Source organism: Streptomyces sp. NPDC056361, from assembly GCF_042262805.1.
Taxonomy (GTDB): Bacteria; Actinomycetota; Actinomycetes; order Streptomycetales; family Streptomycetaceae; genus Streptomyces.
This window is the reverse complement of the sequence record NZ_JBHJQI010000013.1, coordinates 16835-32873: the sequence shown is the minus strand read 5'-3', so window position 1 is coordinate 32873 and position 16039 is coordinate 16835. Positions and strand designations below refer to the sequence as shown.

At 69.2% G+C, this 16039-nt stretch carries 7 protein-coding genes; 3 read left to right on the top strand and 4 right to left on the bottom strand.

What is annotated here, in order from left to right:
* Positions 1-25: 25 nt before the first annotated feature.
* Positions 26-6361 carry a protein kinase gene (locus ACFCY7_RS06615; protein ID WP_376481910.1) on the bottom strand — a complete coding sequence of 2112 codons (6336 nt, stop codon included), beginning with the start codon at positions 6359-6361 and terminating at the stop codon, positions 26-28.
* Positions 6362-6585: 224 nt separating this feature from the next.
* Here ACFCY7_RS06615 and ACFCY7_RS06610 point away from each other — a divergent pair, with 224 nt between their 5' ends.
* Positions 6586-7902, top strand: coding sequence for a hypothetical protein (locus ACFCY7_RS06610; protein ID WP_376481907.1), 1317 nt, complete (start codon positions 6586-6588; stop codon positions 7900-7902).
* Positions 7903-7997: 95 nt separating this feature from the next.
* Here ACFCY7_RS06610 and ACFCY7_RS06605 read toward each other — a convergent pair whose 3' ends face one another.
* Both ACFCY7_RS06605 and ACFCY7_RS06600 read right to left on the bottom strand, forming a co-directional pair.
* Positions 7998-9527, bottom strand: a complete 1530-nt coding sequence (locus tag ACFCY7_RS06605) for a helix-turn-helix domain-containing protein (RefSeq protein ID WP_376481906.1) — start codon at positions 9525-9527, stop codon at positions 7998-8000.
* A 51-nt stretch (positions 9528-9578) separates the two neighbouring features.
* Positions 9579-9935 carry a VOC family protein gene (locus ACFCY7_RS06600; RefSeq protein WP_376481903.1) on the bottom strand — a complete coding sequence of 119 codons (357 nt, stop codon included), beginning with the start codon at positions 9933-9935 and terminating at the stop codon, positions 9579-9581.
* A 341-nt stretch (positions 9936-10276) separates the two neighbouring features.
* Here ACFCY7_RS06600 and acnA point away from each other — a divergent pair, with 341 nt between their 5' ends.
* Positions 10277-12994, top strand: coding sequence for an aconitate hydratase AcnA (gene acnA / locus ACFCY7_RS06595; protein ID WP_376481901.1), 2718 nt, complete (start codon positions 10277-10279; stop codon positions 12992-12994).
* 114 nt (positions 12995-13108) lie between these two features.
* Here the strand turns inward: acnA and ACFCY7_RS06590 are convergent, their stop codons facing one another.
* The gene (locus ACFCY7_RS06590) at positions 13109-14029 is read right to left on the bottom strand and encodes an FG-GAP repeat domain-containing protein (RefSeq protein WP_376481899.1); all 921 of its coding nucleotides are present in this window, start codon (positions 14027-14029) and stop codon (positions 13109-13111) included.
* Positions 14030-14572: 543 nt separating this feature from the next.
* On the opposite strand from ACFCY7_RS06590, the gene ngcE reads away from it, so the two are divergent.
* Entirely contained in the window at positions 14573-16021 is a 1449-nt protein-coding gene (gene ngcE, locus ACFCY7_RS06585; protein WP_376481898.1) for an N-acetylglucosamine/diacetylchitobiose ABC transporter substrate-binding protein, read from the top strand.
* Positions 16022-16039 lie beyond the last annotated feature (18 nt).

Here is a 16039-nt window from a genome sequence, read left to right as displayed (position 1 = left end):
CGAGGAGAAGAGGAGGCGGGGGAGGTCAACGCAGATGGAAATAGGCGGCGTTGTGCCCGGTGATGGCGTCCCAGTCCGCGTCCGCGGGGAAGCGCAGGACGTCCCAGCCTGCATCCTCCAGGCGGTAGCCGGCCTCGATGTCGCGCGTCGAGTCGGCCGTGCGTCCGGGGCCGTCGACGAACACGGCGAGGCTGGCGCCGTCCAGACGGAAGACGAGGTCCGGGCGCGCCGCCGCCTCAGGGACGAGGACGTCGACCTCGTCCGGCAGCCGGTAGCCCTTCGCCCGGAGCCAGCCGAGCAGGTCGCCCTGCTTGACCAGCGCCCCCAGATCCATCTCCAGAGGTGTCGGGGCGGGGGACGGATCGGGCTCGCGGACCGGCTCCGCCGACGGGGCCAGCCTGCGGAACTGCTCGCTGCGGGACTCGCCCCGGTCCTCCCGCTCGGTACGGGCACCGGCGAGCCGCAGGAGCAGCGGCCGGGCGCTGTGCCGGCTCAGCCGGCGGTGGTGCGTCTGGTTTCCGTAGCTCAGCAGACAGACGTAGCAACCGCGGGCGCACTCCTCGTCGGCCGAAGGCCCGCCCAGGTCCTCGCCGGTCTCCGGGTCGAAGTGGCAGATCTCCAGGGCGGTCCTGGCCGCCTCGGCGAGGGCGTCCTTGTCGTGCTGGATGCGCCGCAGCACACCCGCGCCGCCCTCGGCCGCCTCCATGAAGAGGATGCGCCGCCGCGGACCGTCGTCCGGCGGCAGCAGCTCCGCCGTCAGCTCGGAGTCCTCCAGCTCGAACGCCGCCTCGATGCCCCGCTCGAGGGCGTACAGGAACGACAGGGCGATCGGCTCGGGCTGCGGCTCGTCCAGAGTGACCACGAGGATGTTACGGCGGTCCTCCACGTAGGGGAGGACACGCTTCTTCCGGCGCTTCTCGTTGCCGTCCTCGTCGACCACCGGCATGCCGGTGCCCTCGATGGCGTCCGCGGCGGCCCGGTCGTTGAGCCAGCGTCCGTCGCCCAGATCGAGCCAGTAGCCGTCCGGCTCGCCCTCCTTGTCGCGGACCCGGCCCAGGTTGGTGATGCGGACCGTCGCCGAATCGCCGTAGTCCACGTCGAGGACGGGCGTGCCCTCGGTGTCGATGACGTGCGAGGTGAGACGCCCCTTGCGGGCGCCGTGGTCCTGGAAGGCGTACGAGGTCTCCAGCCGGAAACCGGCCCTGCGGCGCTCCTCCTCGTCGGAGGAGATCCGCTCGCGCGGCGTCGTGTACACCGTGTGCAGATGCAGCAGCCCGGTGCGCTTGCCCCGCAGCGACTCGCCGCACATGCCGCAGACGTCCGCACCGACCTTGACGGCGTAGTGGTAGCCGCAGCCGTCGCAGCGCCGTGCCTCCGCCGTCGCCAGATCGCCCGAGGCGTCCGGCGGCAGCTGGACACGGGTGACCTGGTAGCGGGCGCCCTCGTGGTAGATCAGCGCGCCCGGGCCGAACTCGCGGATCGCGAGGAAGCGGGGACGCTGCAGATAGTCGCCGTCGGCGTTGCGGCGGTTGCCGGAGCGGGGGATGTACGCGGCCAGCGGCAGCCGCGGGAAGCTGTAGCCGGGCAGGAATCCCTCGGACGCCAGGTACCGGTACGGGTTGAAGTCGCTCATCACCGACTTGCTGTCGGACGACCGGTTCAGCAGCAGGTTCGTCTGCGTCTCGGCCTCGCGGCGGCGGGTGCGTGCCCGGCTCTGCTCGCCCGGCGAGAGCGTGTGGTCGACGACCCGCTTGTTCTGCTCGTACTGGTCGATGACGGCCGCCCGGAACAGCTGGCGCCACCGGTCGAAAGCGTCGTCGAACCGCTGCGGGGCCCGCTCGATACGGTCCTCGACCCACTCGTCGTACCACCAGGTGGTGGCCGCCAGGTCCGCGGACAGCGGCGCGAGGACGGTACGGGCGGCGGCGACCGCGCGCCGGCGCGCCCCCTCGTCCAGGGACAGGTCGCGGATCCGGTCGACGAGCGGCAGCGACATCTGCGGATCGGGCCGGTCGTCGCCGTCGGGATCGTAGGCGACGTCGACGACGTCCGGGATCGCGGTGCCCAGCTTCATCGCGGTCTCCGCCAGCCAGATGCCCTGGAGGTGGGAGCGGACCAGGTCCTCGTTGGCGAGGTCCAGTCGCGGCGGCGCCACCTGCCCGGCCACCATGTCCTGCGAGCGGCGGAAGTAATACTGGTCGTGGCTGTTGCCCGTGGCGCAATACGTGGCCACGAGGGCGGGCTGACCGGAACGGCCGGCCCGGCCCGAACGCTGCGCGTAGTTCGCCGGCGTCGGCGGCACGTTGCGCATCAGAACGGCGTTGAGCGAGGAGATGTCCACGCCCAGCTCCATCGTCGGAGAGCAGTACAGCAAAGGAAGTTCGGCGGTGCGGAACTGCTGCTCGCGCTCCAGACGGTCCTCCGGCGGGACCTGAGCCGTGTGCTCCCGGGCGTACAGGCCGGCCAGCTCGGCCGCCGCCGTCCGGTACAGGTCACGGAAGAACGGGTTGACCCGGGGGCCCTCGCCCTGGCTGTACGTGCGGGCCAGCGGGTCAACCGCGCCACGCTCGCCACCCCCGGCGTGCCACACGAGCGCGGCCGCGGACACGCGGTAGCCGGTCCGCTTCTGCCCCACCGGGCGACGGAAGGCCGGCCCGGAACGCTCGGGCGTCGCGTCCACCTCACGGACGAGCTCTGCTTGGAGCAGCACCTTCAGCAGATCCTCGATGACGACCTGGACGTCGTCGAGAGGGAGGTCGCGCAGCTCGGGCATGTTCCGCCGGAGGTACTTGCCGAACTTGCCGCGGGCGGACAGGAACAGCGCGGAGCGCTCCATGCCCGGCTTCGAGCCGTACGGGTAGGCGGTGCCGACGGTGGGCCGGTCGCTCTCGCTCAGCACCCACGCACCGGTCAGACGCTCCTCGCTCGCCCCCAGCAGCGCGTCGAAGTCGTCGCGGAAGTACTGCACGTCGATGGCGAGGGCCCGCCGCATGTGGTCGAGCAGTGTCCGGGCGACCTCCTCGCGCAGCGCGGGGTCGGCGTCGCGCAGTACGGCGTGCACGGACTCCCAGCGTTCCGGCTGGTCGGCGACCCAGGCCAGGTCCTCGTAGTCGATGCGGAGCAGCCCCGTCTGCTCGAGGTTCGGCATCGTGATGCGCCAGCCGCGCTCCAGGTCGCGGTAGAGCCGGTATCCCACGACGTCGCGGAACGCCTTCGTCGCCCGGCGCTCCAGCGACGGCGGCAGCGACGCGGACCCTGTGTACTCGTGCGGAGAGAGGCCCATCACGGAGGTCACCGCCTCGGCGAGGTCGTCGTGGTGCAGCCCTTCCTCACCCGCCCGCACCGCGGCCTGGTAGAGGGCGCCCCGCAACTGGGTCACTTGCGCGAAGTCGTTGAAGTGCCCGGCCTGCAGAGAGGCGTCCTGCCGGTTGTCGACGAAGGTGAGGAGCTTGCGCGCCTCCTTGCCCAGACTGTTCTCGGGCACGGCCCGCAGGGACTTCACGATCGACGCGGAGATCAGGGAGGTGGCCGAGGACCGCCCCTCCTGGTCCAGCGTGGCCAGCTTGGCGAAGTCCCGGCCGCGGGTCTGCTCGTACGAGACCTGGCAGTGCACGCAGAACAGGAAAGGAGCCGGAACGAACGCCGCTACCAGCCCGTCCCCCGACTCGTTCCCGAGCGGGTCCACGACGACGCGCTTGGGCACCCGGGGACGGTAGGACTTCTTGACGACGGTCACGCCCTGCGCGTCGGACTCCAGCCACGACTCCGGCAGCCGCCGGTCGTCCACCGCCGTCTGCGGGTCCACCGGCCACTCGTAGTCCTGGCCGGGCATGCCGACGTAGAGGTAGCCCTCGCCGGCTCGGCCACCCGAGGCGGACGTGTCCCGGCGCGGCTCGTACCGGAACGAACCGTTCTCCTCGGTACGCCACACGGTCAGGTACTCCTGCCCGCACTCGCGGCAGAACGACAGGGGGAACAGCGGCATCCCACCGCTGTTCGGCTGTTCCAGCTGGTACGTGCGGGTGAGCGGCCGACTGAGCGGATCCTGCAGCGTCGTGTAGACGGTGTCGCCCTTGGAGAGGAACTGGTGCAGCCGGAAAGCGAACAAAGGCCGCTCCGTCACCGGGTGCTTCGCCCGCGCACCGGCCTCCAGCGTGGTGCGGATCGCCTCGGCTACCTGCTCCTCGGGTACCTCGGACTCCGCGTGCAGTTCGGCTGCCGCGGTCTCCACCGTCTCCGGGGCGCAGCGGCGCAGCCGCCCCGTGCCCTCCTCACGCTCCAGACCGAACCGCGACTCCAGCCAGCGGGCCAGCGAGTCCTTCGTCAGCGCCTCGTACGAGAGCGGCGCCGCCGGCACACGCAGCCGTTCGGCGGGCACGGCCGCCGGCGGCTCCTCGGTCGCCCGGATGAGGGTCTCGCCGATGACGCGCTTCGGCAGCACCGTCGTACCGAACAGCCGGCCGGCGACCTTGGCGACCTCGCGCCGCTGCTCCTCCCAGGAGCCCTCGGTGGACATGGTCGCGGAGGTGCCGATGCACTGCAGGGTGGCGGAGGCACGGCAGGCCTCGCGGACCCGGCGGATCAGGAACGCCACGTCGGCGCCCTGCCGTCCCCGGTAGGTGTGCAGCTCGTCGAAGACGAGGAACTGCAGCCCCTCGGCGTTGCGGATCAGGCTCGCCCGGTCGTCCGGCCGGGTCAGCATCAGCTCCAGCATCACGTAGTTCGTCAGCAGGATGTCCGGCGGGTCCTTGCGCAGGGCCTTCCGCTGCTCGTCGGACTCCTGGCCGGTGTAGCGGGCGAAGGTGACCGGCTCGTGCCCCGCCCCGAAGCCGTGGCGCAGGTACTTCTCCAACTCCATGAGCTGGGAGTTGGCCAGGGCGTTCATCGGGTACACGACGATCGCGCGCACCCGGCGCTCGGCTTGCGGGCCCGCCGCCTCGCGCTCTTTCAGGACGCGGTCCACGATCGGCACGATGTACGACAGGGACTTGCCGGAGCCGGTACCCGTGGTCAGCACGTAGGAGTCGCCGGCCTGGGCGGCCTCGATCGCCTGTCGCTGGTGCAGGTGGAAGGTGAGCGGCCGTCCGTCGGGACGCCGCGCGCCCTCCTTCTTGCCCGCCTGGAAGATCTCCGCGCACTTGGGGTGCAGCACACCGTCCCGGACGAGATCGGTGACCTGGCCGCCGTCCGCGAAGAACGGGTTCAGCGACAGCCACGGGTCGGGCCACTGCGACTTCGCCGCCAGATCGTCCTTGACGAATCCCTCGACGCGCGGGTCCCGTATCACCGTCGCGCTCTTGGTGAAGTTCTCGTACTCGCTGATCAGGTCGGCATGGATACCGAAGACGTCCATCGTCTCGGGCAGCCGCGGCGCCTTGCGGGGCACGGGCACGGGCGCGGCGGCGGCACGCCGGGGAAGCAGCGCGCGCAGCCGCTCGACGGGGTCCATCGCCTGCCAGTGCGGGGCCAGCAACGCTGCGGTGTCGTCCGGCGCGAGCGCGAGCGGGACCAGCACGTCATGGACCAGGGCGGCGTTCTCGGGCCGCAGCTCGGCGTCCTTCTCAAGGAGGCGGTTCACCAGGCGGACCAACTCGGCGGGCAGGTCCGGGCGCACCAGGGTCAGCCGCGGGGGCTGCTGATGAGTGTGCTGTTCGCAGAGTTCGTAGGGGGTTCTGGCGGAGAACGGCGGCTGCCCGATCAGCAGTTCGTACAGGATGCAGCCCAGCGCGTAGAGATCGGCGAGGCCGGAGACCCGCTCGGCCCGGAACTGCTCGGGCGCCATGTACCGGGCGGTTCCCACGCTGACACCGGTGCTGGTCAGCCGCGTCTGATCCGGATCGTCGACGATCGAGCCCATGCCGAAGTCGAGCACTTTGACGGTTCCGTCGCCCGTCAGCATCACATTGGCCGGCTTCAGGTCGCGGTGGACCACACCAGCCGTGTGTGCGGCGCCGAGACCGGAGGCGATCTGCGCTCCGATGGCGGCTGCCCAGGAGACCGGAAGCTGGGGCTCCTCGTCGATGAGATCGGCGAGAGGGTGGCCGTCGAGCAGCTCCATGGCCAGATAGGGCAGTCCGTCACCTCGGCCGGTGAGGTCCACCCCGCCATCGATGAGCAGGGTGAGGTTCGGGTGGCCCTGGGAGAGCATGCGCATGATCCGCACCTCACGGCGGAAGCGGCCGACCTCCTCGCTGGTGCCCGACGTGTCGACGGCGATCCCGGTCCGGCCACGCAGGATGGTCTTGACCGCGACCTCCCTGTACGGGGAGTCCGGTGCGGCCTGGAGGTCCTCGGCGCGGTGGACCTCGCCCATGTTGCCGCGCCCGACGGAACCCGTGATCCGGAATCGTCCGTCGATCATCTCCAGGCTCACTCGCCACTCCCCGTTTCACCCGATCGCGCGCAAGGCAGGTCAACCCCGGGCCAACCCGCTGGGAGCGTATATCTTCACCTGCCGACGCCGACGACGTCAATCTGTTGACGCCGTCAACGGGTAGTACCCATAGTCATAGTGGAATGCACGAGGTTCGTGCCGTTCTTGTCGGACGCCGGCCGTAGGCTGTCGTCGGGAAGCAGGGGGAGACGATGACTGACGACCGCAAGGCACTCGTTCCGGTGTGGACGCTGGCGACCGCTGACGTCCGAGTGTCAGGGCTGACAGCGGGCGAGTCGATGACGGCTGAGCGCCTGGCCGAACTGCGCGGAGTACTGGCCGTCATGGCCGACGAGCCGATCGTCACGCTCGAGGTGCATCCGCTGCCGGACAGGATCGACCGCGGCCGTGGCATCCCGCTCGACGCCGCGAGTCCCCTGGCCCAGCACCTGTCACAGTTCGTCACGCAATCGGCGCGAAGTTCCCTCACGGTGGCCAGGGCGACTGCTTCCGGCGAGAGCTTGTATCGCATGGTGGTCCCGGCGAAGGTCGCCGCCCAGTTCGGGCAGGGCCTCGTTCGCCCGATGGTGCCGAAGGGGGCAGCCGGTGGCATCCACGGTGCGCTCGTGAACTCGACGGGCAGGATCGCCGCCCAAGCGAAGTTCGTGCCAGTCGGAGGAGCGGCAGCAGCGGGCACGGCTGGCGGGGCCGGTGCCACCGTGGGTGTCGCAGCCGCCGGTGGTACGGCACTCACCGTGGCCGCTCCGCTCGTGCTCATGGCCGTGGCGGTGGGGGTGAGCGCGCACGCCGACCGCAAGCGCCAGCAGGCCATCGAACACATTACGGAACTGCTGGAGCAACTTCAGGAGGACAAGCTCGACGACGAGCACAGCGCACTCGACGCCTGCCGCAATGCCATCGACAAAGCCACCGCCATTCTGCTCGACCAGGGCAGGCTCGGCGTCTCGCTGGGACTCGACTCGGCAGTGCATGCCATCGACACGGCGCTGAGCAAAGCCGGCCGCCGCCTTGCCCGCTGGCAGAGCGCACTCGACGGACTGCCCGAGGGCGAGGCTGTCGAACTCGACACGTTGACCAAGTCGTTCCCCGGCGTCGACGACCATGGTGGCACGTTCCGTACCCACCTCGAACTCGCAGCCCTGGCCATCGCGCTGATGCGGCGGGTGATCGTCCTCCAGGCCGTCGAGCACGCCCAGAGCGAGCCCGGCAATCCGTTCGAGCACTTCACCCGCGCACTCAAGCGCGATCAGCAGCGCCTCGACGAAATGGAGTTGGGTATCGGCCGTGTCCTCGTACGCCTGTCGGCGCTGGAGCTGGCACGCCCGAACGGTTTGCGCCCCGTCTTCACGACCGGCGAAGTCGACCGCCTGATGCGCGCGGCATTCCGGATTCACCAGCTGGGCGGCGGGGTCATGGTCGACAGCCGCACGACAGACGTGGCGATCGAGATCGCCCGGGACAAGGACGGCTCGGTGGTCGTGTTCCCCGCGCTGCCCGCGTCGGCGTAGACGCGCTCGCACTCGCTCGGTTGCAACAAAGAGACCGCTGCACGAAGAGACCAACGCCCTGCCACCCTGAGTGAAGGGTGACAGGGCGTTGGTCTCTAGATGTCCCGGAAGATCTCGATCTGGGCGCCGATCGAGTTGAGGCGCTCCGCCAGGTCCTCGTAACCCCGGTTGATGACGTACACGTTCCGGAGGACCGACGTGCCCTCCGCGGCCATCATCGCGAGGAGGACGACCACGGCCGGGCGGAGGGCCGGGGGGCACATCATTTCGGCGGCGCGCCAGCGGGTGGGGCCTTCGACGAGGACGCGGTGGGGGTCGAGGAGTTGGAGGCGGCCGCCGAGGCGGTTGAGGTCGGTGAGGTAGATGGCGCGGTTGTCGTAGACCCAGTCGTGGATGAGGGTCTTGCCCTGGGCCGTGGCGGCGATGGCCGCGAAGAAGGGGACGTTGTCGATGTTGAGGCCCGGGAAGGGCATGGGGTGGATCTTGTCGATCGGCGCCTCCAGTTTGGAGGGGCGGACCGTGAGGTCGACGAGGCGGGTGCGGCCGTTGTCCGCCGCGTACTCCGGCGAGCGGTCGTGGTCGAGGCCCATCTCCTCCAGGACGGCGAGCTCGATCTCCATGAACTCGATGGGGACCCGGCGGATGGTCAGCTCCGACTCCGTCACCACGGCCGCGGCGACCAGGCTCATCGCCTCGACCGGGTCCTCGGAGGGGGAGTAGTCGACGTCGACGTCGATCTGGGGGATGCCGTGGACGGTCAGGGTGGTGGTGCCGATGCCGTCGACCCGGACGCCGAGGGCCTCCAGGAAGAAGCAGAGGTCCTGGACCATGTAGTTGGAGGAGGCGTTGCGGATGACGGTGACGCCGTCGTGTCGGGCGGCCGCGAGCAGCGCGTTCTCGGTGACCGTGTCGCCGCGCTCGGTCAGGACGATCGGGCGGTCGGGGGAGACGGACCGCTCGACCTGCGCGTGGTACAGGTTGTCGGTCGCGGTGACTTCCAGGCCGAAGCGGCGCAGGGCGATCATGTGCGGTTCGATCGTGCGCGTACCGAGGTCGCAGCCGCCGGCGTACGGCAGATTGAAGCGGTCCATGCGGTGCAGCAGCGGGCCGAGGAACATGATGATCGAGCGGGTGCGGATCGCGGCCTCGGCGTCGATGGACTCCATGTCCAGTTCGGCGGGCGGCACGATCTCCAGGTCGACGCCGTCGTTGATCCAGCGGGTGCGGACGCCGATGGAGTTGAGGACCTCCAGGAGTCGGAAGACCTCCTCGATGCGGGCGACGCGGCGCAGGACCGTGCGGCCCTTGTTGAGGAGCGAGGCGCAGAGCAGCGCGACACAGGCGTTCTTGCTCGTCTTGACGTCGATGGCGCCGGAGAGCCGGCGCCGGCCGACGACGCGGAGGTGCATGGGGCCCGCGTAGCCCAGGGACACGATCTCGCTGTCGAGGGCCTCGCCGATCCGGGCGATCATCTCAAGGCTGATGTTCTGGTTGCCGCGCTCGATCCGGTTGACGGCGCTCTGGCTTGTGGCCAGCGCTTCGGCGAGCTGCGTCTGCGTCCAGCCGCGGTGCTGCCGGGCGTCACGGATGAGCTTGCCGATGCGTACGAGGTAGTCGTCTGCCATGGCGTCACGCTATCTCAGATATGAGATGCACCCCGTCATCGGGGTGGGCCGTCAGGGTGAATTGCCGTGAGCGGTGGGGTGGCGCGGTTCGTACAGGGGGAGTTCGGTGCCGCTCGGCAGCCGGATGGCGGCGAGCAGTCCCCAGCCCTCGTCGCTGACGGCCCGTGAGATCTCCACGCCCTTTTCATCCAGGGCCGTCAGGGTTTGGGTCAAGTTGTCACACATGAGGTACATCTCGTGCCTCGGCTCGCCCGTCGTCGGGTGCGCCGCGACCTCGGCCGGCGGCAGCTTGAAGATGAGCCAGCCGCCTCCCGCGTCCACGTGCTCGAAGCCGAGTACGTCCCTGAGGAACGCGCGGTCCGCCTCGGCGTCCCGGCTGTAGAGGATCACGTGTGCGCCACTGAACATGCTCCGATCGTCGGCCGCCCGGTCCGGTCCGGCAATCGGGCCGCGGCCGTACGGGGTGGCCCGGATGCCGGACCCCGGCAGCGCGGGGCGGCGGCCCGGCCATCGGACCGCGGCCGTCCGGGGAGGCCCGGCGGGAAGTCCGGACCGGATCCGGGGCATGCCAGGCATGACCGCGCGGCGGTGATGTACTAGAGTTATCTCGACATCGAGATATCTGCCGAGGCGCACCGCTGCCACGACCCCGGTAAGGGTTACCTAACTTAGCCTTACCTTAGCGGATCGACGACGTGTACGTGGCGGCAGGATGTGGTGGAACGCGCACACATATGAAGGAGACTGTCGTGTCGGCGAACAGCTTCGACGCCCGCAGCACGCTGCGCGTGGGCGACGAGTCGTACGAGATCTTCAAGCTGGACAAGGTCGAGGGCTCCGCGCGCCTCCCTTACAGCCTGAAGGTCCTCCTGGAGAACCTGCTCCGCACCGAGGACGGCGCGAACATCACCGCCGATCACATCCGGGCCCTCGGCAACTGGGACTCCCAGGCCCAGCCGAGCCAGGAGATCCAGTTCACGCCGGCGCGCGTGATCATGCAGGACTTCACCGGTGTCCCCTGTGTCGTCGACCTCGCCACCATGCGCGAGGCCGTGGCGGCGCTCGGCGGCGACCCGGCGAAGATCAACCCGCTCTCCCCGGCCGAGATGGTCATCGACCACTCCGTCATCGCCGACAAGTTCGGCACCAACGACGCCTTCGCGCAGAACGTCGAGCTGGAGTACGGCCGCAACAAGGAGCGCTACCAGTTCCTGCGCTGGGGCCAGACCGCGTTCGACGACTTCAAGGTCGTCCCGCCGGGCACCGGCATCGTCCACCAGGTGAACATCGAGCACCTGGCCCGTACGGTCATGGTCCGCAACGGCCAGGCGTACCCCGACACCCTCGTCGGCACCGACTCGCACACCACCATGGTCAACGGCCTGGGCGTGCTGGGCTGGGGCGTCGGCGGCATCGAGGCCGAGGCCGCGATGCTCGGCCAGCCGGTCTCCATGCTCATCCCGCGCGTCGTCGGCTTCAAGCTGACCGGCGAGCTCCCGGCCGGCACCACCGCCACCGACCTGGTCCTCACGATCACCGAGATGCTGCGCAAGCACGGCGTCGTCGGCAAGTTCGTCGAGTTCTACGGCGAGGGCGTCGCCGCCACCTCGCTGGCCAACCGCGCCACCATCGGCAACATGTCGCCGGAGTTCGGTTCCACCGCCGCGGTCTTCCCGATCGACGGCGAGACCCTGAACTACCTCAAGCTCACCGGCCGCTCCGCGCAGCAGGTCGCGCTCGTCGAGGCGTACGCCAAGGAGCAGGGCCTCTGGCTCGACCCGGCCGCCGAGCCCGACTTCTCCGAGAAGCTGGAGCTCGACCTCTCCACGGTCGTCCCGTCCATCGCCGGCCCGAAGCGCCCGCAGGACCGCATCGTCCTCGCGAACGCCGCCGCGCAGTTCGCCCAGGACGTCCGCAACTACGTCGACGACACGGACGAGGCGGGCAAGGAGTCCTTCCCGGCCTCCGACGCCCCGGCGAACCACCCGAACGGCGCCCCGTCGAAGCCGGTCACCGTCACGGCCCCCGACGGCTCGACCTACGAGATCGACCACGGCGCCGTCACCGTCGCCGCGATCACCTCCTGCACCAACACGTCGAACCCGTACGTGATGGTCGCAGCCGCGCTCGTCGCGAAGAAGGCCACCGAGAAGGGCCTGACCCGCAAGCCGTGGGTCAAGACCACCCTCGCCCCGGGCTCGAAGGTCGTCACCGACTACTTCGACAAGGCGGGCCTCACCCCGTACCTCGACAAGGTCGGCTTCAACCTCGTCGGCTACGGCTGCACCACCTGCATCGGCAACTCCGGCCCGCTGCCGGAGGAGGTCTCCAAGGCCGTCAACGAGCACGACCTGGCCGTGACCTCGGTGCTCTCGGGCAACCGCAACTTCGAGGGTCGCATCAACCCCGACGTCAAGATGAACTACCTGGCCTCCCCGCCGCTGGTCGTCGCGTACGCCATCGCGGGCTCCATGAAGGTGGACATCACCAAGGACGCCCTCGGCGTCGACCAGGACGGCAAGCCCGTCTACCTGGCCGACATCTGGCCGACGGAGGCCGAGGTCAACGACGTCGTCGCCAACGCCATCGGCGAGGACATGTTCAACAAGTCCTACCAGGACGTCTTCGCGGGCGACGCCCAGTGGCAGGCGCTGGAGATCCCGACCGGCAACACCTTCGAGTGGGACACCGAGTCCACCTACGTGCGGAAGCCCCCGTACTTCGAGGGCATGACGATGGAGACCACCCCGGTCACCGACATCGTCGGCGCCCGCGTCCTGGCCAAGCTGGGCGACTCGGTCACCACCGACCACATCTCCCCGGCCGGTGCCATCAAGGCCGACACCCCGGCCGGCAAGTACCTCACCGAGCACGGTGTGGAGCGTCGTGACTTCAACTCCTACGGCTCGCGCCGAGGCAACCACGAGGTCATGATCCGCGGCACGTTCGCCAACATCCGCCTGCGCAACCAGATCGCGCCGGGCACCGAGGGCGGCTTCACCCGCGACTTCACCCAGGCCGACGCGCCGGTGTCGTTCATCTACGACGCCTCGCAGAACTACCAGGCCGCCGGCACCCCGCTGGTCATCCTGGGCGGCAAGGAGTACGGCTCCGGTTCGTCCCGCGACTGGGCCGCCAAGGGCACCGCGCTCCTCGGCGTCAAGGCCGTCATCACCGAGTCGTACGAGCGCATCCACCGCTCGAACCTCATCGGCATGGGCGTCCTGCCGCTCCAGTTCCCGGCCGGCCAGTCGGCCGACTCGCTCGGCCTGACCGGTGAGGAGACCTTCTCCATCGCCGGCGTCACCGAGCTGAACGAGGGCACCACCCCCAGCACGGTCAAGGTCACCACCGACACCGGTGTCGAGTTCGACGCGGTCGTCCGCATCGACACCCCCGGCGAGGCGGACTACTACCGCAACGGCGGCATCATGCAGTACGTGCTCCGCAACCTCATTCGTGGATAAGCACCGTCGCGGCTGACCCCACGGCCTCAGGCAGCACGAAGCGGGCCCCGCTCCTCGGAAGAGGAGCGGGGCCCGTTCGGCTTTCCGCTGACCGCGCCGCTAGGGCGCGTGGCGTCAGGAGAAGAGCAGGCGGTACGTGTTGAAGCCGGTGCCGATCTTCGTACGCGGCTTGAACGCCGGGTAGGAGACGCCCGAGCCCGGGTACAGGTACAGCGCGCCCTGCGAGTCACGGGCGACCACGTCGGGGATGCCGTCGAAGTTGACGTCACCGGGGGAGACGAAGGTGTTCAGGCCGTTCCAGCCGTTGCCGGCCTTGACGCGGGGGCCGAGCGGCTTGCGGTAGTCGCCCGTGCCCGGGTACAGCCAGAGGTAGCCGGAGGAGTCGCGGGCGATGACGTCGTCCTTGCCGTCGCCGTTCATGTCGCCCTTGCCGGTGATCTGGTTGAAGATGTTCCAACCGGTACCGATCTGCACACGCGGGGCGAGCTTGCCGTTGCCGTACCCGAGGTACAGGAACAGCTTGCCCGAGCTGTCGCGCGCCAGCAGGTCCGGAGCAGCGGCGCCACCCAGGTTGCCGGTCGAGACGACCTTGTTGAAGACGCCCCAGCCGGAGCCGAGGGAGACGCCGTCCTGGCCCCACGCGGTGTAGGACAGACGGCCGCCGGTGACGTCCCAGGCGCCGTCGGTCTCGCCGTCGCCGTTCTGGTCGGCCATGGTGAGCTGGTTGGTGTACTGCCAGCCGCTGCCGACGTACTGTCGGCCGCTGAAACCACCGGTGCCGTTCGGCAGGTACGCGTACATGAAGCCGTTGCCGTCCACACCGCGCAGCTCGCCGTCGGCGACGGTGGAGGCGGAGGAAGCGGCGAGGGTGCCCGCCTTCGGCGCCGCCTTCTGGACGGCCGAGGCCGAACGGGCGGGCTGGGGGGCGTCGGCCGCGACGGCGGCCGTGGTGGTGCCGACGAGGGCCGCGGTTATCGCCGCGACCGTGACACGGGACAGGACGCCCGTGCGGTTCAGGCCAGAAGACTTGGCCACGTAGTACTCCAGTTCCGAGTGGAATAAGGCAGGTCCGGCGCGCGTGTGCCCGAAGGGCGTAGGCGGCGGAACCTCTATGATCCAGGATCCTTCTCACGAGATCTTCACCGGGCAACCGGTTTGTGACACGACTGTTTCGATCCAAGACCCTATGTCCGGATTGTCGGTTAGTGTCCCACCGCTATCCGGGCCGGCCTCACCGGTGACGGCGCGAGGAGGCTTCAGTACGGGCAACTCCGGCGCGGTGTCAAGGGTGTTGGTTGACGAATGGTTGGACGAAACGCCGCAGATCCGGGGTGCTTATCCCGCAGGTCTCAACTCGGGAAAGATGGCCGTGAAAACCTGCTTTCGATCTTGCTCCGGTGAAGGGAAGTGGACTATACCTGTCGGCGTCCCGCCAGTCGTTTCCATCGGACGACGGCCCGACGCCTGCACGACCCGGCTGCAAATGACCGCGGTGGCGGGGCCCTTCGCCTGTGGCGAGCGAGTAGTACGGGCGACCGGTACACCGCCTGAGTCCTGAATGAAGGCGAGGACTTGAGCATGGGATCCACCCCCGCACAGACCAATGAGGGCGGCCTCGGCCGTCGCGATCTGATCAAGCGTTCCGCCGCTATCGGTCTGATCTCGGTGCCGACGATGAGCTTCCTGTCCGCCTGTGCGAGCAGTGACAGCGGTGGCAACGGGAAGGTCGAGAAGGGCACGAAGTCCGAAAAGAACCCGCTCGGGGTGAACGAGGGGGCCCCGCTCGATTTCGTCCTCTTCGACGGTGGATTCGGACAGGAGTACGCCAAGGACGCGGTCAAGATCTACGAGACCAATTTCCCCAAGGCGAAGGTCAAGTTCACCCCCACCCAGAAGATCACCACCACGCTCCAGCCCCGCTTCAACGGCGGCAACCCGCCGGACCTCATCGACAACTCCGGCGCCGAGCAGATGGACATGGGTGTCCTGGTCGGCCAGAAGCAGCTCGCGGACCTCACCCCGCTGCTCGACGCGCCCTCCATCGACGACCCGAGCAAGACGGTCCGCGACACCCTGCGCCCGGGCATCGTCGAGATGGGCCAGTTCGACGGCGAGCCGTGCTGGATCCTGAACTACGCCTACACGGTCTACGGCGTCTGGTACTCGCAGAAGCTCCTCGACTCGCTCGACGCGAAGTACCCCGAGACCTGGGACGAGATGCTGGCCGTCTGCGAGAAGGCCAAGAAGAAGGGCATCGCGGGCTGGACGTACGCCGGCAAGCACCCGTACTACGTCCCCTTCTCGCTGTACCCGATGATCGCCAAGGTCGGCGGCCGCGAGGTCCTGGACGCCATCGACAACCTGGAGCCGAAGGCCTGGGAGCACCCCGCGGTCAAGGCGTGTTTCGAGGCGTACTACGAGCTCGTGAAGAAGGGGTACATCCTCAAGGGCACCCCCGGCCTGGACCACATCCAGTCGCAGACCGCCTGGACCGAGGGCAAGGCGCTGTTCATCCCCAACGGCTCCTGGGTCGAGAACGAGGCCGCGAAGACCATGCCGGCCGACTTCGGCCTGGCCGTCTCGGCCCCGACCGGCATCGACTCCTCGGACAAGATGCCGTTCGGCACCATCTGGGCCGCCGGCGGCGAGCCCTTCGTCGTCCCGGCCAAGGCGGCGAACGCCGAGGGCGGCATGGAGCAGCTGCGCATCATGCTCAGCGAGGCCTCGTCCAAGAACTTCACCCAGTCGGTGAAGTCCCTGACCGCCCTCAACGGCGGCACCGACGGCATCGAGCTCTCCCCGGGTCTGAAGTCCGGCGTCGCCGCCCTGGAGAAGGCCGGCCAGAACGTCGTCAACCCGCGCCTCCAGGACTGGTACGTCGCCCTCCAGAAGGAGAAGATCGGTGTCGCCGGCATCGGCGAGATGATGGCCGGCCGCGCGACGCCGGCCGAGACGATCAAGAAGATCCAGAAGTACGCCGACGAGGCGGCCCAGGACTCGTCGATCAAGCACTACAAGCACCAGTGAGCAGTGCCGGGGCCCCTT

What these genes read in the sequence shown, in the direction of transcription:
- ACFCY7_RS06615 (WP_376481910.1), bottom strand. Translation starts at nt 6,361, where the DNA reads ATGATCGACGGACGATTCCGGATCACGGGTTCCGTCGGGCGCGGCAAC.
- ACFCY7_RS06610 (WP_376481907.1), top strand. Translation starts at nt 6,586, where the DNA reads ATGACTGACGACCGCAAGGCACTCGTTCCGGTGTGGACGCTGGCGACC.
- ACFCY7_RS06605 (WP_376481906.1), bottom strand. Translation starts at nt 9,527, where the DNA reads ATGGCAGACGACTACCTCGTACGCATCGGCAAGCTCATCCGTGACGCC.
- ACFCY7_RS06600 (WP_376481903.1), bottom strand. Translation starts at nt 9,935, where the DNA reads ATGTTCAGTGGCGCACACGTGATCCTCTACAGCCGGGACGCCGAGGCG.
- ngcE (WP_376481898.1), top strand. Translation starts at nt 14,573, where the DNA reads ATGGGATCCACCCCCGCACAGACCAATGAGGGCGGCCTCGGCCGTCGC.